17 protein-coding genes are annotated in these 22,258 nt (G+C 69.8%); 2 read left to right on the top strand and 15 right to left on the bottom strand.

What is annotated here, in order from left to right; genetic code table 11:
* Positions 1–15: 15 nt before the first annotated feature.
* The 10 genes from FMP39_RS09490 to FMP39_RS09445 form a co-directional block, all read right to left on the bottom strand.
* On the bottom strand, positions 16–1,296 hold the full coding sequence (locus FMP39_RS09490) for a DUF4350 domain-containing protein (RefSeq protein ID WP_141589623.1): 1,281 nt from the start codon (positions 1,294–1,296) through the stop codon (positions 16–18).
* A complete protein-coding gene (locus FMP39_RS09485) occupies positions 1,289–3,196 on the bottom strand; it encodes a DUF4129 domain-containing protein (protein WP_141589622.1) in 1,908 nt (635 codons plus the stop codon). Before FMP39_RS09485 ends, FMP39_RS09490 begins: the two co-directional genes overlap by 8 nt.
* A 3-nt stretch (positions 3,197–3,199) precedes the next feature.
* Positions 3,200–3,469, bottom strand: a complete 270-nt coding sequence (locus tag FMP39_RS09480) for a hypothetical protein (RefSeq protein ID WP_011552550.1) — start codon at positions 3,467–3,469, stop codon at positions 3,200–3,202.
* Positions 3,470–3,522: 53 nt separating this feature from the next.
* Complete coding sequence (gene rho / locus FMP39_RS09475; RefSeq protein ID WP_141589621.1) at positions 3,523–5,070, bottom strand: transcription termination factor Rho; 1,548 nt, start codon at positions 5,068–5,070, stop codon at positions 3,523–3,525.
* 266 nt (positions 5,071–5,336) lie between these two features.
* Positions 5,337–7,814 carry a signal peptide peptidase SppA gene (gene sppA, locus FMP39_RS09470; RefSeq protein WP_194858314.1) on the bottom strand — a complete coding sequence of 826 codons (2,478 nt, stop codon included), beginning with the start codon at positions 7,812–7,814 and terminating at the stop codon, positions 5,337–5,339.
* Between the two features lie 48 nt (positions 7,815–7,862).
* Complete coding sequence (locus FMP39_RS09465; protein WP_194858313.1) at positions 7,863–9,065, bottom strand: PEGA domain-containing protein; 1,203 nt, start codon at positions 9,063–9,065, stop codon at positions 7,863–7,865.
* A gap of 62 nt (positions 9,066–9,127) precedes the next feature.
* Positions 9,128–10,594, bottom strand: coding sequence for a PEGA domain-containing protein (locus tag FMP39_RS09460; RefSeq protein WP_228557830.1), 1,467 nt, complete (start codon positions 10,592–10,594; stop codon positions 9,128–9,130).
* A 99-nt stretch (positions 10,595–10,693) separates the two neighbouring features.
* Entirely contained in the window at positions 10,694–12,625 is a 1,932-nt protein-coding gene (locus FMP39_RS09455) for a type IIA DNA topoisomerase subunit B (protein ID WP_141589617.1), read from the bottom strand.
* A 12-nt stretch (positions 12,626–12,637) separates the two neighbouring features.
* Entirely contained in the window at positions 12,638–15,016 is a 2,379-nt protein-coding gene (locus FMP39_RS09450; RefSeq protein WP_194858312.1) for a DNA topoisomerase (ATP-hydrolyzing) subunit A, read from the bottom strand.
* A 317-nt stretch (positions 15,017–15,333) separates the two neighbouring features.
* On the bottom strand, positions 15,334–15,999 hold the full coding sequence (locus tag FMP39_RS09445) for a hypothetical protein (protein WP_090489416.1): 666 nt from the start codon (positions 15,997–15,999) through the stop codon (positions 15,334–15,336).
* Positions 16,000–16,104: 105 nt separating this feature from the next.
* Here FMP39_RS09445 and FMP39_RS09440 point away from each other — a divergent pair, with 105 nt between their 5' ends.
* A complete protein-coding gene (locus tag FMP39_RS09440; RefSeq protein WP_090489414.1) occupies positions 16,105–16,761 on the top strand; it encodes an MBL fold metallo-hydrolase in 657 nt (218 codons plus the stop codon).
* Between the two features lie 162 nt (positions 16,762–16,923).
* Positions 16,924–18,204, top strand: coding sequence for a hypothetical protein (locus tag FMP39_RS09435; RefSeq protein ID WP_141589615.1), 1,281 nt, complete (start codon positions 16,924–16,926; stop codon positions 18,202–18,204).
* Between the two features lie 101 nt (positions 18,205–18,305).
* Here FMP39_RS09435 and FMP39_RS09430 read toward each other — a convergent pair whose 3' ends face one another.
* The 5 genes from FMP39_RS09430 to FMP39_RS09405 form a co-directional block, all read right to left on the bottom strand.
* A complete protein-coding gene (locus FMP39_RS09430) occupies positions 18,306–18,611 on the bottom strand; it encodes a hypothetical protein (protein WP_141589614.1) in 306 nt (101 codons plus the stop codon).
* 262 nt (positions 18,612–18,873) lie between these two features.
* A complete protein-coding gene (locus tag FMP39_RS09420) occupies positions 18,874–19,806 on the bottom strand; it encodes a VOC family protein (RefSeq protein ID WP_141589612.1) in 933 nt (310 codons plus the stop codon).
* Positions 19,807–20,056: 250 nt separating this feature from the next.
* The gene (locus FMP39_RS09415) at positions 20,057–20,776 is read right to left on the bottom strand and encodes a double-CXXCG motif protein (RefSeq protein WP_141589611.1); all 720 of its coding nucleotides are present in this window, start codon (positions 20,774–20,776) and stop codon (positions 20,057–20,059) included.
* Between the two features lie 12 nt (positions 20,777–20,788).
* The gene (locus FMP39_RS09410; RefSeq protein ID WP_194858316.1) at positions 20,789–21,460 is read right to left on the bottom strand and encodes a TIGR02269 family lipoprotein; all 672 of its coding nucleotides are present in this window, start codon (positions 21,458–21,460) and stop codon (positions 20,789–20,791) included.
* 39 nt (positions 21,461–21,499) lie between these two features.
* Complete coding sequence (locus FMP39_RS09405; protein ID WP_141589609.1) at positions 21,500–22,237, bottom strand: M50 family metallopeptidase; 738 nt, start codon at positions 22,235–22,237, stop codon at positions 21,500–21,502.
* Positions 22,238–22,258 lie beyond the last annotated feature (21 nt).

Here is a 22,258-nt window from a genome sequence, read left to right as displayed (position 1 = left end):
CGGACAGGGTGTCGTTCATGTCGTTTCGGGAGGGCTGGGCCGGGCGGCGCCGGCGGAATGAAGGCGTTGTCGCAGCCGCGCCGCGCGCTCTGCGAGCTGCTGGAGGTCCGTGTCGCGCGTCACCGCGCGGCTGTCCGTGGTGAGCTCCTCGAGCCCCTGGGCCAGGTCCGCGCGGCCACGCTCGCGCAGGCCGTGGGTCACCGCGTCCGCGGACGCATGCGCGGGCAGGCCCGCGTGCAGGGCCAGGTCCTGGGTGAGGCCCCGGAGGATGAGCTGGGCGGCGAAGCCGTGGTGCCGGCCCTCGCGATAGAGCCGGCCCATGGCGAAGAGCGCGTCGGTGGCGCCCACGCGCGAGGACTCGGGCGGGGGCCGCGGACGGCCGAAGCGCTTGAGCGACACCGACCACAGCGCCACGCCGAGCAGCAACTGCAACACGGCGAAGTGCAGGCCGTAGCGGCGCGCGAAGTCCACCACCGAGCGCTCGTTGGTGAAGCCGTGGTGGAACTCATCGAATTCGATGGGGCCGGGGCCGATTGACGCTAGGGCACTGAGCCAGAACTGCGCGTTGTCCGCGCGCGCCAGGGCCTGGTTCATCGCCAGCTCCGGGGCGCCCACCACCAGCACGCGGCCCTGCCCGTACGGCACCACCGCCGCTACGAACATGCCCAGCCGTTCATCCTCCAGGACGGGAACGGCCGTCTGGGGCAGCTCCAGGTAGGCCTGGACCTTCGCCTCCACGCGCTCCACGCCCAGCGTGTACGGCGTAGGCTGGGGCGGCACCAGCGTGCGCATGGGAAGGGTGGTGTCCGCCTTGAAGAGCTTCACGTTCAAGGCTTGCAGCACCGGGTTCTCGCGTGAGCCCCACGGCACGTAGATGGCGCTGCCGCCCTCGCGCACGTGCTTCAGCAGTTGCTCGGTTTCATCGTCGTCCAGCGCGGCCGCGCGGAAGGCGTTGAAGCCGGTGCGGGGGACGTGCTCGTCGGCCAGGCCCGCGTCGGGCTCGGCGGCCAGCGCCGTCTGGTCCGGGTCGTCCTCGTAGGCGCCGGACACCTCCACCGCCAGCAGCACCGGCGTGCCCAGTCCGGACACGATGCGCAGGTCCGCCATGCGGCGCGTCACCGGCAAGCCGCTCTCCTGGGCCAGCAGGAACAGGGCCCGCGCGCCGTCCTCCTGCGCGCGATACGTGGACAGCGTGTCCGCGAAAGTGTTGCGCCGGGCGCCTCGGACCAGGAAGGTGGTCAGCACCGCGGTGAGCAGCAGGCCCCCCACCACCAGCAGCGGGAAACGGTCACGCACCGGCCACCTCCGGGCGTGACGGCGCGGCCAGCAGGGGCTCGGTGAGCGCGCGGAACTCGCGGTAGCCGTCCACGCCCACCGGCAGGTTGCCGTACCAGGCGAAGTCGAAGCGCCGCGTCAGCTCTCGGAAGGGGGCCTTCCATTCCGCGCGGCCCCGGAACTGAGACAGGTAGTCCCAGTTGCTCAGCGTCTCGTCATAGAGGATGGCGCCGTCGCGGTGGAGCCGGGACAGCAGCGCCAGGTAGAGGCTGCGCACCGCTTCGCGGTAGGCCCCCCGCGCCGCCAGTTCGTCCGCCAGGTGGGCCCAACCCTCGGGAGGGCGTGACAGCGCATGGTGGGCGTCTCCCGCCAGCGTGGACGCGTCCACCGTGGATACCTGCACACCTTCGGCGTCCGCGCGGCGCTTGTCGCGGTTCAGCGCCCGCAGCAGCACCACGCCCAGCACCGCGAGGGTGAGTGTCACCAGCACCACCACCAGCACGTTGGCCACATTCATGCCGCTTAGGAGGGGCTGTGCCGTCTCCTTCCGCGGTTCCGCCGGCTCCCGCTCGAACAGCTTCTTCAGCTGCTCCCCCAGCCAGTCGATGAAGCGCTGCCACCAGCCTGGCGTCTCGGGTGGGGCCGCGGGCTCGGGGGCGTCCTTCTCCGCCTTGGGCGCGGCCTCCGCGAACTCGGGCCGGGCCAGGATGTCCTTCGCCCGCGCGGCGGCGGCGCGTGCATCCGCTCGGGCCTGGGCGTCCACGGTGGCGCCCATCGTGGTGAGCCCCTGCGTCAGCTTGGCGCGGGCCTTGTCGCAGTCCTCCTCGTCGAAGGCCTGCCGCTCCACGCGGCGGACGAAGCGGTCCAGCTTCACGGCTTCGGCGGGCCCCAGGGACTCCAGGGGCGCGTACAGGTCCGCGGAGTCCTCATCCGCCGAGGCCTCACACGCCTCCGTGACCTCGCCCAGCCGCCGCAGCGCCTCTGCGGGGGCCAGGGGCTTCGCGTCCTCGGTGTCCTGGGCATGGGCCGGCGCCGCCGTCAGCAGGCCCAGGCCCAGCACGACGGCCAGCATCGCCGCGCCACGCGTCGCGCCCGGCGGAGGCAGCGGACGCCCCAAATCCCGGGACGGAAGCTGCTGGACGCTGGCCAGCAGGTCGAGCCCTTCCTGACGCACGCGCCCGTCCACCAGCAGCAGCGTGGCCGTCGCGGCGCGCACCGGCTCGAAGAGGGCGAACGTCGTCACCGCGAGGAAGATCAGCCACTGGCCGTTGTCCAGCGAGGCGAAGCGCTCCGCGAACGTCAGGTCCACGCCCACCAGCTTGCGGCCCAGGAACAGCAGGAAGTTGAAGGCGATGTGCAGGTTGAAGAAGGCCAGCACCTGCACGGACATGAGGGCGCGGACCCACAGCGCGGTGCCGCGCGCCGGTCCCAGCAGTCGTGAGCACGTGCCGTAGAGCTTCAGCGGGCTGCCTCGCCCCTGCATCACCGCCGCGTAGCCCACCCCGTGGGACTGCAGCAGGATGTAGCCGAGGCCTCCCGTCACCATCACCACCAGGGTGTTGAGGCCCAGCAGGTACGCCACGGCGATGAAGAGCGCGGGCATCCGGCCCAGCGCGGCCTTGAGCGAGGCCCACGCGGAAGGCTCGCCCTGGTTGCCCAGCAGCAGCTCCTGCACGTAATGGCACGTCGCGCCCTGGCCCAGGCCCCGGAGGAACCACGCCAGCGTCAGCAGCAGCGAAGGCACGACGAGCGGCCAGCCCATGCGCACCGACTCCGCCAGGTACAACATGGCGGCCACCACGGCCGCGCCGCCGGGCAGGGTGAGGGCCCAGACGCCCGCGTTGCGGGTACACAGGCGCAGCGCGGCATCCATCAAGGCCACCGCGTTGCGCGGGCGGAGTTCGAGCGCGGAGACGGCCATGGGCTAGCTCGCCGCCACTTGGGCCAGCAGGAGGATGCCGCCAAAGACGAGCGCCAGGCTCATCAGCGCCAGCACCACGTTGCCCGCCGACCACTCGCGGCGCTCACCCGGGCCCTCCAGCGCCTTGAGGCGCTGGTCCAGGCAGCTGGCGCAGCGGTTGATGCCCTCGAACTGCGTGGTGCATTCCCGGCAGATGACACGCCGGCACTCCACGCAGACGCCGAGGCCGGCGCGCTCCGGGTGGTAGTGGCAGCGGCCCGAGCCTTGAATCATGCCGCCACCTTAACGCACACCCGGGCCCGCCGTACCACTCCCGAAGCGGGGGACTACAGCTCGTCGAGGAACTCGTCGTTGTACGTGTAGCGGGACAGCCGCTTCACGAGCGCCTCCATGGCCTCCACCGGCTTCACGGAGAAGAGCATCTGCCGCAGCTTCTTCACCTTCTCGTACTCGCGCAGGGTGAAGAGCTTCTCCTCCTTGCGCGTGCCGGACTGGGCGATGTTGACGGCCGGGAAGACGCGCTTCTCCGCCAGGAGGCGGTCCAGGGTGACCTCGGAGTTACCCGTTCCCTTGAACTCCTCGAAGATGACCTCGTCCATGCGGCTGCCGGTGTCGATGAGCGCCGTGCCGATGATGGTCAGCGAGCCGGCCTCCTCCGTCGCGCGGGCGGCGCCGAAGATGCGCTTGGGGCGCTCCAGGGCGCGGCTGTCCACGCCGCCGGACATGGTGCGGCCAGAGTTGTCGACCTCCTTGTTGAAGGCGCGGGCCAGACGCGTAATCGAGTCCAGGAGGATGACCACGTCCTTGCCCGACTCCACCAGCCGGCGCGCGCGCTCCAGGGCCAGCTCCGCCACCTTGAGGTGGTCCGCGGTGGGGCGGTCGGAGCTGGAGGCCAGCACCTCCGCCTTGATGCTCCGCCGCATGTCCGTCACTTCTTCCGGACGCTCGTCGATGAGTACCACCATGACGTGGCACTCCGGGTGGTTGGAGAGGATGGCCTGGGCGATGCGCTGGAGCATGATCGTCTTGCCCGTCTTGGGCGGGGCGACGATGAGCGCGCGCTGTCCCTTGCCAATGGGGGAGATGAGGTCCAGCACCCGGGTCACCATCTCCTTGTGACCGTTCTCCAGCTTGAGCCGCTCGGTGGGGTCCACCGACGTCAGGTCCGCGAAGTGCGGCAGCCGCGGCGCGCCATCGAGCGGCCGGCCGTCCACCGTGTCCACCTTCTGGATGACGCCCTTGTGGCCCCGCATCTGCGCGAAGGCGGTGATGTACTGGCCCTGCCGCAGCCGCAGCTTCTGGACCAGATTCTTCGGCAGCTCCGGGTCATCCGGCGCCGCCAGCAGGTTGCGCTTGAGCTGGCGCAGGAAGGCGTTGGGGCCCTTGGCCTCCGTGTCCAGCACGCCCTCCACCGGCGACAGGTTCGCCTGCTGCGAGGCCTGCTGGCCGCCGCCGTGCTGTGCGTGGCGCGCGTGCTGCTGGCCCCCGCCGCCGTGCGCCGGCTGCGGTGGTTGCTGCTGTTGCTGTTGTTGCTGCGCCTGCCGCTGGCGGTACTGCTCCAGCTCCTGCGGCGTGAGGAAGACCTGGACCTGCTGGCCGTCCGGCCCCGGCTGCATCCGGTAGGCCTGGCCGTCCGGGGTGAAGAGGACCTGCGCGCCACGGCGACGGCGCCGACGGCGGCGGCGGCGGCCGGTGGCCTGGCCGGGCTGCCCGGGGGCGCCACCCTGTGCGCCCCCGCCGGAATCACCGTCGTCAGGCCCCTCGTCGTCGCCCTCGTCGCCACCGTCATCGTCCGGCTCGGGCGGCGCCACGGCGCGGGCGGCGGGAACAGGGGGGGCATCACGTGGGTCGCGGTTATCGGGGTTTTCGCTCATGAACGTTCCAGACTGTGTGCGCCCCGGGCGGCCGCTCCAAGAGGAGGGCGGGGACGCAAGGTGACTCAGGCCGTGGGACAGGAAGCGGACGCGGGGCCCTGGTGACGAGCAGGCCGAACCGCCGTTTCCTGGAGCACCCTGGCGGCCCAAAGCCGTCCGGGGTGCAAGGGTAACAGTAACAGAGGCCGGGGACGGCGCCGCCGCTTTTTTCACGCGGTGTCGTCCGGCCGACCTCCCACCTGCTGATTCAGGCCGCCGTCAGGACCTCAGCGGACGGTTATCTGGAAGGGCAACATCGCCTTCACGCCCGGCTGGAGCAACATCAGATTCAGGCCGGCCGAGCGGGCCAGCGCCCGCAGGGACTCGGGCAGGGCGGGCTCTTGCGCGGGCAGCAGGGACAGCGCGGCGCGCACCCCGGGCTCACCGCCCAGCGCGGAGAAGAAGCCCCGTGCCTCGCCCATCACCACCAGGTCCAGCTCCTCGTCCGGAGGGATTCCGGCCCGCATCCGCGCGGAGTCCACCGCTTCCAGCAGGCCGCCCAGCTTGTCCACCAGTCCGCGGGCGAGCGCGTCCTGGCCGCTCCACACCCGGCCCCGGGCGACCTCGTCCACCTTCGCCTTGTCCATCCTCCGCCGCAGCGCCACCTCGGTGATGAAGCTGTCGTAGGAGGCGTCCGCCCACGCCTGGGCCGCCTCCTGCTCCTCCGGCGTCCAGGGGCGCCACACGTCCAGGATGTCCGCCAGCGGCGCGCGGGTCAGGCTCTCCTGGTGCACGCCCAACATCCCGCCCAGCAGTCCCTCGACGGCGGGCTTGATGTAGAAGACGCCGATGCTGCCCGTCAGCGTGGTGGGCAGGGCGAACACCTCGTGCGCGCCAATGGCGGCGTAGTAGCCACCGGACGCGGCCATGTCCCCCATGGAGGCGACGACGGGCTTGTGTTTGGCCGCCTCCATCACGGCTTCGTACATCAGGTGGGACGCCAGCACCTCGCCGCCGCCCGAGTCCACGCGCACGACGATGGCCGCCACGCTCGGGTCCGACTGCGCCTGCTCCAGCGCGCGAATGACCGTCTCCGCGCCCGCGAGGCGGCTGAAGCCCAGCGGGTCCTCACGGCTGCGGCCGCCGATGATGTCGCCCAACACCGGCACCACGGCGATGCGGCGCCGGCGGGCCCAGCGGCCGTCGCGCTCGTCGCGCGGTGCGTACGTGGTGCTGAAGCGTCCACCCGGCACCAGCTCCGCCACCTTCTTGTCCAGCTCCGTCGAGGAGACGATGCCGTCCATCAACCCCAGCTCCACCGCGCGCTTCGGGTGGGGCAGGCCCAGGGCCCACAGCGCGTGCAGCCGCTCCACGGGCACCTTGCGGCCCTCCTGCACGGCCTTCTCGTAGACGGCCACCTCCGTGTCCAGGTAGGCGTTCGTGGACTCCAAGGACGCGTCGCTGGGCTCGGTGCGGGAGAGCTGCTCCGGGGCCGTCTTGAAGCGGCCCACCCGCGCCACGTCCCAGTGCACGCCCAGCTTCTCCATCGTCCCGCCGTACGTCTGGAGGTGCACGGCCAGGCCGTTGATGTAGAGAATCGACTCCTGCAGCGCGTAGATGCGGTCCGCCGCCGAGGCGACGAAGTAGCCCAGGTCGTCCGTGGACAGCACCACCGCCATCACCCGCTTGCCGGACGCGCGCAGCCGCAGCAGCGCCTGACGCAGCTCCTCCGCCTTGCCCCAGCTCACCCCGGGCAGGCTCTCCATCTTCACCACCACGCCGGCCAGCCGGTCGTCCTGGGTGGCCAGGTCCAGCCACCGCGTCAGCCGCAGGTACGGGTCCGCCTCGCTGACGCCCAGCCATGAGAGGACGGGGCTGGTGCCGCCGCTCAATGCGTCATTCAAGTCCAGCAGCGTCACCACGCCGCCGCGCGGCGCGATGGAGCGGTAGGTCTCCGACGACAGGCGCACCGCCACCAGGTGGTCCAGCCCCGCGTTCGTCCCGCCCGCCGCGTAGGTGAGGCCCAGATGCGAGGTGTCCACCGTGGCCGCCACCTGGAGCGCGATGGGCACCCCTGAGGTGAAGCCGTGTGACACGCCCGCGCCCAGGCGGAGGCCCGGAATCACCTCCGCGTTGACGGTGTACGTCGCCTGTCCCTGGCGGAAGGCGCCCTCGGAGAAGAGCCAGTCCACGCCCAGCGTGTAGCGCTCATCCAGCGGGCGCACGCCCACGCCCAGGTTGTACTGCCGCTTCAGCGCCAGCGTGCCCTCGGTGGGGGCGTTGATGTCGCGCACCACCGCGCCCAGCGACAGCGCCCGCATGGGGCGCGCCGTGAGGCCCACGTCGAAGGTGTCCAGCGCGTCGATGTCCCGGTTGGAAGAACCGTAGGCGTGCCACGAGCCGCCGAGCTGCAGCGTGCGCGTGCCCAGGGAGAGACCCAGGGACGTGCGGCGGTAGTCCGGCTCCGCCCGTCCGCGAATCCACTCCATGGCGCCGCCCAGGCCCAGGCCGAGCAGGCGCGTGGCCAGGAAGACGCCGTCTCCCAGGCCGTCATGCACGAGGTTGCGCTCGTGCAGGTAGAAGAGCTGACTGCCGGTGACGAAGCCCAGGCCCGCGGGGTTGAGCGACAGGGCGGTGGCCTCATCCACCAGCGCGGCGCCCGTGGGCGGCAGCGTCAGCCCCCGGGAGGGCAGGGCGGGCTGGCTGACGACACTCGTCTGGGCGAGCGCGAGGCTGGGGAGGAGCAGGAGGGCGAGCAGGCGCATACGCCCCGGGACTCTAGGCATCAGCCGTCCCGGGACAAGCGCTCAGCGCTACCAGTCCTCGGTTCCGGACACACTGTCGAGCGGGTCGTCGCCGGGCTTGCTCTTCTTGTCCTGCGCCTTGCCACGGCCGCCCCGGTCCTCCGACGACCAGTCTTCCATGCCCCCGCGGTTGTCCAGCGGGTCCCGGCTCTTGGTCACCTTCTCGCCGATGTTGTTCACCAGGTGGTTCACCACCCGCTCCATCTCCTGCTTCAACTGGCCGAACTCGTCGCCCTGGACGGCCATGCGCCGCCCCGCCAGCCGCTGACCGGTGCGCGCGTCGTAGTAGCCCAGCGTCAGGTCGGTGCCTTCGCCATTGGCGCGAAGGGTGCCCACCATGACCCGGTCCAGCCCCAGCGACTGCGCCATGGCCGCCACGCCAGACGCCTTCTCACCGGCGCGGTTCACCTCACCCGCCACCCGATCCAACTGCGCGTCGAAGGCCTTGTACGCAGAAGTAGGCACCAGCTTGGCGGTGACCTCGGCGTCGTCGGTGGCCACCTCCATGAACTGCCCGTACTGCCGGAAGCCCGGGCGCTCCACGCGCAGCAGGTGCTTGCCAATGGGCAGCGCGGGCAGCGTCACCGGCGTGTAGCCCACGACTTCGCCGTCCACGTACACGCGCGCGCCCGAGGGCCGCGAGTTCACCGTGGCGGAGCCGCGCAGCTGGGACGTGCGGCTGGTGGCCACCTGCACGCGCAGGGCGAGGAATTCGCGCGAGAAGCGCTTGGGGGACAGCTCATGGGTGGGGGACAGCGCGATGAGGTCGATGAGCGCCAGCTTCGCCTCCTCCACCTCGCCGCGCAGGTGCAGCACGGCGGCGTACAGCGCCAGCGCGTCACACAGCGGCGAGCACCCGCGCATGGCGCCCGCGGCCCCCTGAAGCTCCTTCAGGGTGGCGCGCACCTTGCGTTCCGCCTCCTCGTATTCCTTCTTGTCGAAGGCGGAGAGGCTCTCCGAGTACCCCTTGCGCCCGCGCTCCAGGGAGGCCTTGGCCTCCGGGTCCTCCGGCATGCCGAACAGCTCTTCCGACTTGCGGACCGTCAGGCCGGCGAAGTTGGAGAGGGCGTCGTTCATGTAAGCCTCCATCTGCACGCTGGACGCCTCGGAGGCCGGGTCCATGGGCACCAGGAGGGTGCTGACGCGGCGCGCCTGGGGCGGGGCCGCGAGTGTCAGCGCGGGGAGGAGGAGGAGGGCGAGAGCGGATTTCATGGGGTGACCTTTGAAACAGGCGACGCGGGTGGCGGTCCGGGCATTCAACACGCGGCGCTGCCTCAGAACCCGACTCCACCAGAAACGGGGTTGAACGGGCGGCTCTTGTCCTGAGACGTCGCCACGTAGACGGCCCCGGCCGTCACCGCCGCCGCGCCGCCGACCACCGCCCAGAACCACGGGCGCTTGATGAGGGTGGAGAACGAATTGCTCTCCGCCACGCGGGGCGCCGCGACGCCGTTGACGAAGGCGCGCACCTGGTCCGCCGCCGCGTCCGGGCCGTTCTTCTTCGCGCCCGGCGCCAGGGCAATCTCCACGCCGCGCAGCCGCGCGTTGGAGCGCAGGTCCCACGCCTGGAGCTCGGCCTGGAGGTGGCCCTTGTCCCCGCGAGCCACCGCCACCAGCACCACGTAGCGGGCGTTGAGCCGCTCCCCAATGGCGCGTGCCTCGGGTGGCGGCGTGTCCCGCTCGAAGGCCTGTTCGGTGCTGGCGTGGACCGCCGCGTCACGCACGGCGGACAGGCCCGGGGTGGGCTCCAGCGTCGCCTTCACCTCGGTGCTCTTGGCGGACGCCACCTCTGTGTACTGGGAGAAGGCCGAGTAGCCGGGCAGGGACACCACCACCGGGTGCTGGCCCGCGGGCAACTCCACGCCCTTGAGCGGCGTGACGCCGAGCTCCTGGCCTCGCACGAGGACGCTGGCGCCCGCTGGCTTCGACTCCACCACCAGCGTGCCGGCCGGGCGCGCCTTCACGTCGGCGCGGGCCTGGTCAAAGGTCTTCATCACGTCCTGCCCGAAGAGGGCGGCGTCGGGGGACGTGGACGGCTCCGCCACCACCGCGCGCTTGAACGCGTCCAGGGCTCCGGTGGAGTCGCCGTTGAGCATCCGCGAGGCGCCCAGGAACAGGTAGGCCTTGGCCAGCCGCTCCGGGCTCAGCTCCGCCGGGTGCTTCGTATAGGCCTCCGCCGCCGCCAGGAACTTCGCCTCGGCGGACTCGGGGTCCAGGTTGTCGTAGTCGGTGCGGCCCTGCTCGAAGAGCGTGTCCGCGCGCGCCAGCGAGGCCGGCGGGGACGGCGGGAAGGCCGCGCCCAGGTCCACCAGCGCCACGCCGCTCGCCTTGAGCCGGCTCAGCAGCTCCTCCTCCAGCTTCACCGCGGCTTCCTCCACCGCGGACGTCCGAGCCACCGCGAAGAGCGCCACCGGCCCGGAGGCCGTCACCGCTGCGCTGGCCACCGCCGGCTCACCCGAGGCACCTGGCGCCGCCGCGGGCTTGGCCACGGCCGGAGCGTCCGGCGACACCAGCGGCGTGACGGCCGTCTCCGCGTCCTCGTTCGGAGAACCGAAAGCCCGGGGCTCGACGGATTCATCGCCATCCGCGTCGTCCGCCGGGGCCGCCTTGGTCGTCTTCACCGGCTGAGTGGTGGCGGGGGGCTTCTTGCTGGACTTCTTCTTCCGCGTGGACTGCCCATAGGCGGGAGAGGTGGCCAGCATGAACGCGAGGAGCAGGGAGGTTCGGCGGAACGTAGTCACGGCGCGGATGCTAGCCGAGCCAGGGCTCCGTCTCAAAAGCCCTGCTGCGCGCGGGCCCCTCCGGGTTGGGAGGGACCCGCGACGGTGATTCCGTCCTGACTAGACGTCCAGGTCCTGGACCTCGCTGGCGCGCTCCATGATGAACCTGAAGCGGGCGCTGACGTCCTTGCCCATCAAGTCGTTGATGAGCCGGTCCGTCTCCAGAGGCTTGTCGATGGTGACGCGCAGGCTCATGCGGTTCTTCGGGTCGAGCGTCGTCTGCTTCAGCTCGTCGGGCGTCATCTCGCCCAGTCCCTTGAAGCGCATGATGTTGGGCTTGGCGTTGCCCTTCGTCTTCTCCTTGATGATGCGGTCGCGGTCCGGCTCATCCAGCGCCCAGTACGTCTCCTTGCCGATGTCCACGCGGTACAGCGGCGGCTGGGCGATGTGGATGGCGCCGCTCTCAATCAGCGGGCGCAGGTGCCGATAGAAGAAGGTGAGCAGCAGCGTGGCGATGTGGTGGCCGTCGCTGTCGGCGTCCATCAGCAGGAAGACGCGGCCGTAGCGCAGCTTGCTGATGTCGAAGTCGGAGCCGATGCCGCAGCCCAGCGCGGACACGATGTCCTGGAGCTCCTTGTTCGTCGTCACCTTGTCGGTGGACGCCTGCTCCGCGTTGAGCACCTTGCCGCGCAGCGGGAGGATGGCCTGGGTGCGCCTGTCACGCCCCTGCTTGGCGGAGCCGCCTGCGGAGTCACCCTCCACGATGAACAGCTCGCTCAGGCCCGGGTCCGTGGACGAGCAGTCCGCCAGCTTGCCCGGCAGGTTGAGCCGGTGGCTGACCGCCGTCTTGCGGCTCACCGCCTGCGACGCGGCCCGGCTGGCCTCGCGCGCGCGGGCGGCCAGGACGATGCGGGCCACCACCGACTCTGCGATGGACTTGTTGTCGTTGAGCCACTTCTCCAGCGCGGGACGCAGTACGCCGTCCACCTGGCCGGACACCTCGGGGTTGTTGAGCCGCCCCTTCGTCTGGCCCTGGAACTGCGGCTCCACCACGTAGGTGGACAGGATGGCGGTGATGCCCTCGCGGATGTCCTCCGCGGTGAGCGTCACGCCCTTGGGCGCGATGCCGTGCGTCTCGATGTAGTTGCGCACCGCCTTCACCACCGCGCTGCGCAGGCCCGCCTCGTGCGTGCCGCCCAGCGGGGTGGGGATGCCGTTGACATACGAGCGGATGTGCTCGTCGGTGGCCTCCGTCCACGCCAGCGCCGCCTCCAGCCGCACGCCGTTGTCACGGGAGTGGTAGAAGGCCGCGCTGCCCGCGGGCACCAGCGGCTTGTTCCGCTCCGTCACCACCTTGGTGAGGTACTCCGCGATGCCGCCGTCGTGCTTGTACGTCACCGACGTGGCCGGGCTGGACGTCTCGTCCTTCCAGACGACCGTCATGCCCTTGTGCAGGTAGCTCTTGGCCTCCAGCCGCTCGCGCACCAGCTCCGCGTCGAACTTCAGCTTCTCGCCGAAAATCTCCGGGTCCGGCTCAAAGGTGACGGAGGTGCCCGTGCCACGCGCGGCGCCCTCCACCTTCAGCGTGCTGGTGGCCTTGCCGCGCGCGAACGTCTGCACGTGCTTCTTGCCGTGGAGCTTGATCTCCACGACGAGCTTGCGCGCCAGCGCGTTCACCACCGAGCTGCCCACGCCGTGCAGACCGCCGGAGTGGATGTAGTTGCCCTGCTCGAACTTGCCGCCCGCGTGAAGGGTCGTGAGGATGACCTCCACGGCCGGCTTCTTGTATTTGGGCATGATGTCAACGGGGATGCCACGCCCGTTGTCCACGATGGTGACGCTGCGGCCGTCCTTGTGGAGCGTCACTTCCACGGTGGTGGCGAAGCCGTTGATGACCTCGTCCACCGAGTTGTCGAGGATCTCCCACAGCAGGTGGTGATACCCCGTGCTGTCGGTGCCGCCGATGTACATGGCCGGGCGCTTGCGCACCGGCTCCAGGCCTTCCAGGACCTGGATGTCCGCGCCTGTGTAGGTTTCCTTCTTCGTCGCCATGGCGTCCTCTGCCTAGTCCTTCTTCTCGGGCAACGGGATGAAGGTGACGGGGCGTGCCACCTCCTTCACGGCGTCGCGCTTCGACATCTCATGGCCCTTGCCGCCGCGGCCCGTCACCTCGTACTTCGCCGGGGACAGGTGCAGCTTGCGGCCCTTCTGCGTTTCGAACTCCAGCTTCGCGTCCTTCTGCGCGGGCGACACGGCGAGGAAGTCCACCACGCGGTCGCCGCCGTCCACCTTGATGACGGTGACGCCCTTGCCCGGGCCGGCCAGCTCGTTGACCTCCGCCACCTTGCACACCAGGGCGCTGGTCTTCTCCGTCAGCACCGCCAGCAGGTCGCGGTCCGTCACCGGCTGCACGCCGATGATTTCGTCGCCTTCGCCCGTCTTCGCGTAGCGGCGGCCCGCGCGCGTGGAGACCTCCAGGTGCGGCTCCAGCAGGAAGCGCATGCCCATGCCCTGCTTCGTCACGCCCACCAGCTTCTGCGGGCGCGGCAGCCGCGCGTCCAGCGACAGGGCGGACACCACGCGCTCGCCGTCGTCGAACTTGAAGAACTTCTGCACCGGCTCGCCGTAGCCCGTGGAGGCGGGCACGTCGTTGAAGCGGGTGACGTACGCGGTGCCGAAGTTGCTGAACAGCACCAGGTTCGCCTTCAGGCTGCCGGCGAGCACCGCCATCACCGCGTCGCCCTCACGCAGGCGCGTGGTGGACGGGTCCTTCACCTCGCGCACGCGCTTGACCCAGCCGTCGCGGGTGATGACCACGTGCGCGTCCTCGTCCGCGATGAACGCCTCGGCGCTGAACTCCATCTCCTCGGAGCCCGCGCCGCCAATGCGCGTGCGACGCTTGTCGTTGTAGCGGGCCTTCATCTCGCCCAGCTCGTCCCGGACGGTGCCCCACACCTTCTTCTTGTCCTTGAGGATGCCCTGGATGCGCTTGATTTCGGCGCGCTTCTCCTTGAGCTCCTTCTCCACGACGAGAATCTCCAGGCGGGCCAGCTTGTAGAGCTTCATCTCCAGGATGGCGTCCACCTGGGCTTCATCCAGCTTGAAGCGGGCGATGAGCTTCCGGGCCGCGTCCTGCTTTCCTTCCGACGCGCGGATGATTTTGATCATCTCGTCGAGCGCGTCGTAGACCTTCTCGAAACCCTCCAGGATGTGGACGCGCCGCAGCAGCTCGCCCAGCTCGTGCTCGAAGCGCTTCGTCACCACGTCGAAGCGGAAGGTGAGGAAGTACCAGAGGATGTCCCGGAGGTTGAGCCGCTCGGGCGCGCTCAGCTCGGGCTTGTCCTTGATGGGCACCAGGCAGGTGAGGTTGACGCCGAAGTTCGTCTGCAGCGGCGTCTGCTTGTACAGGTACGCCATCACCAGCTCGGGGTTGGCGTCCTTCTTCAGCTCCAGGACGATGCGCACGTCCTTGGTGGACTCGTCGCGCACGTCGGTGATGAGCGGCAGCTTCCGCTCGCGCACCAGGTCGCCGAACTTGGCCACCAGCGTGGACTTGTTCACCGTGTAGGGGATGGAGGTGATGACGATCTGCTGGCCGCCTCGCTTGAGGTCCTCCAGCTTGTACTCACCGCGGATGCGGATGCTCCCCTGGCCCGACTCGTAGATGTCGCGCAGCTCCTTCTTGTCGTTGAGGATCTGCCCGCCGGTGGGGAAGTCCGGGCCCTTCACCCACTTGAGCAGGTCCTTCGTCAGGAGCTGCGGGTTCTCGATGAGCGCCACCAGCGCGTCCACCAGCTCGCCCAGGTGGTGCGGCGGGATGTTGGTGGCCATGCCCACGGCGATGCCCGTGGTGCCGTTCATCAGCAGTTGCGGCACCCGTGCGGGGATGACCACCGGCTCCTGCAGCGTGCCGTCGTAGGTCGGCCGGAAGGCCACCGTCTTCTTGCCCAGCTCCGTCAGGAGCTCGCTGGACAGCATCGCCAGACGGCACTCGGTGTAGCGCATGGCCGCCGCGCCGTCGCCGTCGAGCGAGCCGAAGTTGCCGTGGCCGTCCACCAGCGGGTAGCGCAACGAGAAGTCCTGCGCCATGCGCACCAGCGCCTCGTAGATGGAGGCGTCACCGTGCGGGTGGTACTGACCCATGACACTGCCAACCACCTTGGCGGACTTCTGGTACTTGGCTTCGTGCGTCAGCCGGTGGTCGTGGAACATGCCGAACAGGATGCGGCGCTGCACCGGCTTGAGGCCGTCACGCACGTCCGGCAGGGCGCGCGAGGTGATGACCGACAGGGCGTAGTTGATGTACCGGCGGCGCGCCTCGTCCGCGAGCGAAGCCGGCACGGACCCGTCGCCGTTGCCACCCGCGCCGCCGCCACTCCCGCTACCACCGCCTCCCCCGGCCCCCTGCTTCTTTCGCGATTTCGATTCGGCTTCTGCGAGCATGGTCGTCAATCCACAGGTGAGAACGCCCCGCACCCCGAACGCGGCGCGCGACCCGCGCACTCCTCACGTTGGGGGAACAGAGGTATGTAACAGGGCGCCGGGACTACCATGCCACCCTGACATTGGGAACGAATTCGGGGGGTTGCGCACTCTCCAACAGTGCCCACCTACACGTCTGTCCAGTCCTATTTGCCAGCAGAACCCCACTCCAACCCCGCGGAATTCCGAGGTCGGGGGCCTCCTGGCTGCGGCATGGGGCGGGACGGTGGGTGCGGGTAGGACAGGACGGCTCGTCCCCCTGGCGGCGGGCGGACGCCCTAGGGCGTCGCGTCGCGGGCCTTCCCCCACGAACCATCCTTGAAGATGCGCACGCCCTTGCCGCTCCCGCTGCCAATCATCCCGGGAATGGTGGCCTGGAGCGGCTTGGCGCCGGGCGGCTGGTAGACGACGCGGGCCTTGCGCGCGGAGGGCAGGGCGGCGCTGGTGGCGTCCACCAGCAGGTAGATGGTTTCTCCGTCCACGTGGAGGCGCTCGGGGTCCTGGCGGTGGTTGAACTCGGCCAGCAGCTCGCCGTCATCCACGGAGGAGGCCTCGCTGCCGAGCAGGCGGACCTTCACCCGCAGCCAGCTCACGGGCGGGGCGCCTTCCTGCTTCGCGTAGTCGCGCACGCCCTGGATGACGACGGCGACGTCGGCGCCGTTGCCGGGCGCGTTCTTCGTCGCCAGGCGCAGGCCCGTCTGCTTGCTGTTGTCGGTGTCGAGCAGCAGCGTGGCGTTGGCGCAGCGGCTCTTGCACTCGTCGCCCCACGGCACCTTGTCGAAGCGCAGGCGCATGGCGAAGTCACTGCCTTGGGGGCCAATGACGGCGTTGACGATGACGGGACGCTCCCCATCCGGAGGCGCGGTATAGCGGAAGGTGGCGCGCTCCTTGGCGGCGAAGGCGGTGCCGGCGAGCAGGGTGCAAAGGAGCAGTGGGCGCTTCACGTGGAGACCTCCCCAGGGGCAAAAAGGGCCTATTCAAGAGGGAAGGGGCCCACCGCATCAAGCCCCGGGCGTTAGAGTCAGGCTTCCCACGAGGAGGATTTCGCGATGCGTGAACCGTACGTGCGGCAGCTCAAGCTCGGGCCCATGGACAACTTCGTCTACCTGGTGGGCCCCCAGCACTCGGATGAAGTGGTGGTGGTGGACCCCGCGTGGGACGTGGAGGCCATCGAGCAGGCGGTGAAGCAGGACGGCAAGCGCGTGGTGGGCGCGTTCGTCTCGCACTGCCACTTCGACCACATCAACGGGCTGCCGGACCTGCTGTCGAAGTGGGACGTGCCGGTGTTCGCGCAGCGGGAAGAGGTCCAGTTCTCCCCGGAGCTGCGCGAGCTGGGTGACGCGCTGCGGCCCCTGGGGCCGGGGGATGACGTGCGCGTCGGGCCTGAGACGTTCCAGGCACTGCACACGCCCGGGCACACGCCGGGCTCGCATTGTCTGCTGGCCGGTGATGCGCTCGTGTCCGGGGACACCGTGTTCATCAACGGCTGTGGCCGGTGTGACATGAGCGGGGGCAACCCGGAGGCGATGTACCGCTCGCTGTCGCAGGTGCTGGCGAAGGTGCCCGATAGCGCGAAGCTGTTTCCGGGCCACGACTACGCGGACGTACCGGTGACCTCCATGGAGACGGTGCGGCGGAAGAACCCGTACTTCGCCTTCGACAACGTGGACGCCTTCGTCGCGTTCCGCATGCGGCCGCGCAAGTAGCGGCCTGCGCCGCGCTGCCGGTGTCTGGCTGCCAACGGGTTCTCACACCGAGGACACGTTTACCCTGAGTGCGTGCCTGTCTATTGAATCGCGCCCGGCAGGAGAGGGGGTTTCTCCTGCCGTGTTTCCTCGCAGTCCAGGCGTCGAGTCAGGAGCGTTCTCATGTTTCAGGAGCAGCTTTCTCCCCAGTCGCAGCAGATGTTCGGTGAGTCGCTGAAGGAGCGGGTCGTCGAAGCCGTTCGCGAGCAGATTGTCTCCGCGATTGAGGACCGGCTCGGCCGCGAGGTGCGTGAGCGAGTGGGGGAGGCCATCCGCCACGCGATGTTCGAGCGCGGCGGCGGGATGCCGCAGGGGTATGGGATGATGCCCCAGGGCTACGGCATGCCGGAACCGGAGCGCATCGCGGACGCGCTTTGTTCCCGCCTGTCGGAGACGCTGCGCGAGCGCATCGCCTCCGTGGTGCACGAGCGCATCCGCGACGGCATCCGCGAGCGGCTGGCCGAGTGCGTGCGCGCGGCGCTGATTGAGCAGTGGCAGATGTCCTCCCACGGCTTCGGCGCCCCGGATGCCGAGCGGATGGCGGAGGCGGTGCGCACCCGGCTGCTGGAGTCCCTGCGCGAGCGCATCAACACCGCCGCGCATGACGGCGTGCGCGAGGCCCTGCGCGAGCGGCTGGCGGACACGCTGCGTTCGGTGATGTCGGAGCGCATGCCCGGCTTCAGCCCCCACGAGGCGGAGCGGCTGGCGGACGCCATCCGCGGGCGCCTGGCCGAGGCCCTCCACGAGGGGCTGGTGTACAGCCTGCGTGAGCGCGTGCGCGAGGCGCTGCGCGAGCGGCTGTCCGACGGGCTCCGCGGCGTCATGACGCGCCAGTGGGGCGGCATGGCTGCCGGCATGTTCGACCCCGAGCGCATCGCGATGACCCTGCAGGACCGGCTGTCCGAGGGCCTCCGTGAGCGCATCAACTCGGCGGTCCGCGAGCGCGTCCGCGAGGTGCTGCGGGAGCGCATGGGCGAGATGCTGCGCGGCGCCATGGCCCGTCACCGGGGCATGATGGGGCAGGGCGGGATGATGCCGCAGGGCATGATGATGGGGCAGGGGATGCAGGACGTGGAGCGCCTGGCGGACGCCATCCGCACGCGGCTGGCGGACTCCCTGCGTGAGCGGCTCGTGAGCAGCATGCGCTCGGAGCTGGAATCGGCGCTCCGCTCGCAGCTCCCCGAGGCTGTCCGGTCCGCGCTCGGTGAGGCGATGCGCGCCGGTCCGTCCATGATGCCGATGCAGCAGGGCGGTGGTTCCGTCGACCCCGAGCGCATCGCGAGCGCGGTGCGTGAGAGCGTGAGCGCCGACGTCCGCGAGCGCGTGGGCGAGATGGTCCGCGAGCGCGTGTCCGAGGTCGTTCGCAACGAGCTGTCCAACGGCGTGCACGCTCCGCAGGCGTGATGCGCCGCTTCCTCGGAGGCGCGGTGGTGAGGTCCGCCGCCCGCCTCCGGGGAGGCATTCTCGTTCGGGCTGGCAGTGAGGGCGAAGGTGCTCGGGGGGACTCAATCCTCCCGGGGGTTGGCCTTTCGCCATCGCTTGTAGACGGCCTTGACCTCCTCGGGCGAGGCCGAGATGTACTGAGGCCATAGTGCCCATTTCCTGTGCGGGTAGCCGAGCAGGTTGTTCAGCGTGCTGTTGATGGCGTACTTCTGTTTCGCCAGGTCGTCGCACGCGGGCCAGGACGCCAGGATGGCGGCGACCTCCGCTCGGTCGAGTCCGAACACGGAGGGGAACGCCCTTTCGGAGAAGAACGGCCCCTTGACTGCGGCACGAAGACACTCCTCGATGATTTTCTCGTCGCGCGTCACGCCCCGCAGTCTATGCGCGCGGCGAGAGGATGGGCGCACTCAGGGCGACCAGTACATCGGCCCTCCGTTCCAAGTGGTCGTGACTTCCATTTGAGGCGTCGCGTTCCAGGGTGACGGCGTGGTGAAGCCGAGTCCGACGCCCGCGGGCTGGTCCGTGCATCCGGACGTCAGGAGGGCACCGGCCATCAGGACGGTCCAGGACAGCGAGCGGGGGGAAGCGTGTTGACGCAGACGCATGCGGGTTCTCCTCGAGGGTGGCGCATCAGGGCGCCGTAGCGGACTTGGACGTTTCGAAGGGGTAGCGCTGGAGCGCGAGCACCGCGCCGCTCGGGTCGGCGATGAGCGCGAGCGAGCCACCCCGTGCGTCCGGGCGCGGGGCCATCAACACGCGGCCACCCAGGGCCTGGGCCCGTGACGCGAGCGCCGCGGGGTCCTTCACGCGGACATAGGTGAGCCAGTTGGGGCGCGCGCCTTTCACCGGGTTGGCCAGCACGCCGCCTCGGGGATGCTGCCCCTGGGCGAGGACATAGTGCGGCCCGCCGCCGAGTGGGCGTTCGCGGACCTCGTAGCCCAGGAGTTCCTTGTAGAAGTCCGCCGCAGCGACGGGGTCCTGGGCCAGGTACTCCATCCACAAGAACTGGCCCTCATCCGGCACGCCCGTGTCAGCCGGGTCTCCGGGCCGGGAGCGCACGAATCCCACCGCCGCGCCCTGCGGGTCGGCGACCACCGCGGCCCGGCCGATGTTCCGCACATCGATGGGGCCGTCGAGCGCCTTGCCGCCGCGCGCGCTTACTTCGGTGACGGCGCGGTCCACGTCGGGCACGGAGAGGTAGCCGAGCCACAGCGCGCCTTCGCGTTTCTCTGCGGCGTTCGCCGGATGGACGATGCCCCCAATCCAGCGCCCCTGGGCGCGGATGAGGGAGTAGGGGCGGAGGCCGCCTCGGATGTCCACGAACTCCCATCCGAACAGGTCGCGATAGAAGCGTTTCGCGGCGGCGGGATTGTCGGTGACGAGGTCGTGCCAGACGAACTTGCCGTAGAGCGGTGTGGGCGACAGGGTGATGCCCTCGCGGGCCGCGCTGTCAGGCGTGGACGCGCACCCGGCCTGGGTGGCGACCGTTCCGCCCACGGCGCACACGCTGGTCAGCAGGAGTCCGCCGCGAAGCCACGCGCGCCACGTGCCAGGAAGTTTCATCGTCTCTCCTCGTGCCGCGTCCGGAGCCGCTCGCGGGCTGGATGGCCGGCGGGCTCGGAGGTGGACGGGACAGGACGGGCCGGGGTCCTCGATATGAGGCGGCAGCCTTCACTCGACAACCCACGGGGTGCGTCCGCGCGACCGTGGGAGGGGCCGCTGTATCCGGCGCGACGCCGTCCGGCCCTCGTGCGCTACACCCGCCGCGCCCGCGCCGTGATGGAGGGCCGCTGAATGGTGGCGGACTCCAGCGTCATCCGCGTGTGGGAATCTCGCGAAAGGCCATTCCTTCCAGACCGAGCTGGCGCACTGTCTCCATGAACCGTTCGGTGCAAACGATGACGGTGGCGTAGTCCCCTACGCGGAAGACATCTCGGTCGATGGGCAGGGATGCTGCGTCGAGAAGGGGCGCTTCCGGCAATCGAAGCGCGACCCGGCCGCAGGCGTCGCATGGCGGAGCGAGGTCGGAGGGAAGGCAGTCCGCATGGAGTCGGCCGCGCGGTTCGATTTGGAGTTCCAGCAACTCCGGCGGCTCCTTCTGGCGAAACCTCAAGTCCGTCTTGCAGCCGAGCAGCCCCCTGACGCCTTCGGCTTGAAGCCGCTCGAGGGCATCCCGCCGCACGACCCACAGAATGTCCCCCTGTGACGTCAGCGGGCCGAATCTCCCAGAGGCCGTGCCTTCAAGAGGCCCCAGATGCGTGCCTGGCGGAAGTGGCACGCCAGGAGGCACCCAGGGGCGAACCAGCTCTCGCAGTTGCGCGAGCTCCGAAACGGGAACAGGCCAGGGGCGCACGAAGCGTGACTGCTCGGGCACGTGAGACAGGTCCACCCCTGGGTACTGGTGCCCAGCCCCACCCCACGTGACTCCACAGGCATCGCACTTCACGCCGGGCAGGCGCCACTTGTGTGTGGCGTCGAAGCTGCCGTTGAAGGACGGAGTCCGCTCCTCGCGTATCCAGAAGAACCGCATCATGCACTCAATCTCTCAAGTACCTGGTTTGGAATGGTAGGCGCGAATGGGCCCGCCCATGAGCTGGAAGCGGTAGATGAGTTCGCCCGCGTGCTTGAAGATCTCCTCGGGGCTTGCGTTCTCGTTGCGGAGTCTGAACTCGCGCCAGGCTCGATTCCATGCCCCGCCACTCTCTCCCCCTTTGTGAATCCGCTGATGAAGGTCCCGAGGAATCGGAAGTGTGTAGTCGTGAATCCTGAGCCCTCTATCCCTGAACCACTCCGCCAGGTCTCTGGCCTGGGGGAAGATGTGGTGCTTCTCCCACCGCCCGGCTGTGAGCCAACGTGAAGGTGGCACCACCCAGCCGGCAGCGCCGTTCCAGTTGGGGAACACCATGACGGCGCCCCGTGGAAGGTTCTGGCCTCCTCCCCAATTCCTTCGGGGACCGCGCCCAGGCGCCGCAGCCGCCGCGGGAGGACGCGCAGGCGGGAATCGCGCCAGTTCCACAGCTCCAGGCACGTCTTCGCAGCGATAGAGTCCGCACGCGTCGCCATGACACAGCAGTGAGCCGCAATGGGCATCATCAGCGGTGGTGCACATCTCCTCAGCGGACTCCCACGCCTCGGGCGCGGGCATCCTCGCGGCGTTGGAGCACCCCGGAAAAGACAGCGCGAGCACCGAGAATGCAGAGACCAGAAATGTCCGCATCATCGGAGAAGTTTATCGCGTGGTGGATAGCCGGCTGCGCTACACCCGCCGCGCCCGCGCCGTGATGGAAGGCATCTGGAGCCCCTTGGGCCTGGCGTGCAGGGACGTATACGCCGCCACCGCCAGCAGTCCGATGGCGAGCAGCGACCACAGCGCCGCCCACACCACCGCGGGCACGTAGGTGAGGTCCGCCAGGAGCGCCGCGTCACTCTGCGAGCGCACCGCGCTGTTCCACAAGTCCGAGCGCAAATCGAACAGCGCATACAGCGCCGTGAAGGCCGCGATGAACAGGTTCAGCGCGTCCACCACCCCATCCGGCAGGAACTTCGCGCCCAGGGCCAGCACCACGGCCGTGCCCAGGCAGAAGAGCAAGGTGAAGCCGTCCCCCGCGTACACCAGGCCCATGACGGTGAGCCACACGCTGGCGGTGCCCAGCACCCAGCGGCGGAGCCGGAAGCGGAAGGTGGCCAGCATCAGCCCCGCGCCCGCCACCGCGCTGCCCAGGTACCCCCCGGAGTAGACGGCCACCTTGGCGAACAGCCCGGGGGGCAGGCGAGACAGGCAGGAGCCCGACTCGTTGGCCGCCAGGTGGATGCGGTCCACGGAGCCGCCCACCAGCAGCGTCGCCAGGGCGTGCCCGCTCTCGTGCATCATCACCACCAGCACCTTCATGGGCCACAGGGCGGGTGAATCCCAGAAATACCAGCCCACCCCCAGCATGAGGGCGAGCAGGGCCAACCGGCCGAAATCGAGCTGTGCACCGCTGGCGGTCCGCATCGGTCGCTCCCCTCCTGGGAC

Source organism: Myxococcus sp. AB056 (genome assembly GCF_006547365.1).
GTDB classification, from domain to species: Bacteria; Myxococcota; Myxococcia; order Myxococcales; family Myxococcaceae; genus Myxococcus; species Myxococcus virescens.
The sequence above is the reverse complement of the archived record's forward strand: the minus strand, read 5'-3'. Positions and strand labels throughout refer to the sequence as shown.

Coding starts and splice junctions, on each gene's coding strand:
- FMP39_RS09410 (WP_194858316.1), bottom strand. CDS start 21,460: ATGCGGACATTTCTGGTCTCTGCATTCTCGGTGCTCGCGCTGTCTTTT.
- FMP39_RS09435 (WP_141589615.1), top strand. CDS start 16,924: ATGTTTCAGGAGCAGCTTTCTCCCCAGTCGCAGCAGATGTTCGGTGAG.
- FMP39_RS09465 (WP_194858313.1), bottom strand. CDS start 9,065: ATGAAATCCGCTCTCGCCCTCCTCCTCCTCCCCGCGCTGACACTCGCG.
- FMP39_RS09440 (WP_090489414.1), top strand. CDS start 16,105: ATGCGTGAACCGTACGTGCGGCAGCTCAAGCTCGGGCCCATGGACAAC.
- FMP39_RS09415 (WP_141589611.1), bottom strand. CDS start 20,776: ATGATGCGGTTCTTCTGGATACGCGAGGAGCGGACTCCGTCCTTCAAC.
- FMP39_RS09405 (WP_141589609.1), bottom strand. CDS start 22,237: ATGCGGACCGCCAGCGGTGCACAGCTCGATTTCGGCCGGTTGGCCCTG.
- FMP39_RS09485 (WP_141589622.1), bottom strand. CDS start 3,196: ATGGCCGTCTCCGCGCTCGAACTCCGCCCGCGCAACGCGGTGGCCTTG.
- rho (WP_141589621.1), bottom strand. CDS start 5,070: ATGAGCGAAAACCCCGATAACCGCGACCCACGTGATGCCCCCCCTGTT.
- FMP39_RS09455 (WP_141589617.1), bottom strand. CDS start 12,625: ATGGCGACGAAGAAGGAAACCTACACAGGCGCGGACATCCAGGTCCTG.
- FMP39_RS09420 (WP_141589612.1), bottom strand. CDS start 19,806: ATGAAACTTCCTGGCACGTGGCGCGCGTGGCTTCGCGGCGGACTCCTG.
- FMP39_RS09450 (WP_194858312.1), bottom strand. CDS start 15,016: ATGCTCGCAGAAGCCGAATCGAAATCGCGAAAGAAGCAGGGGGCCGGG.
- FMP39_RS09480 (WP_011552550.1), bottom strand. CDS start 3,469: ATGATTCAAGGCTCGGGCCGCTGCCACTACCACCCGGAGCGCGCCGGC.
- sppA (WP_194858314.1), bottom strand. CDS start 7,814: ATGCGCCTGCTCGCCCTCCTGCTCCTCCCCAGCCTCGCGCTCGCCCAG.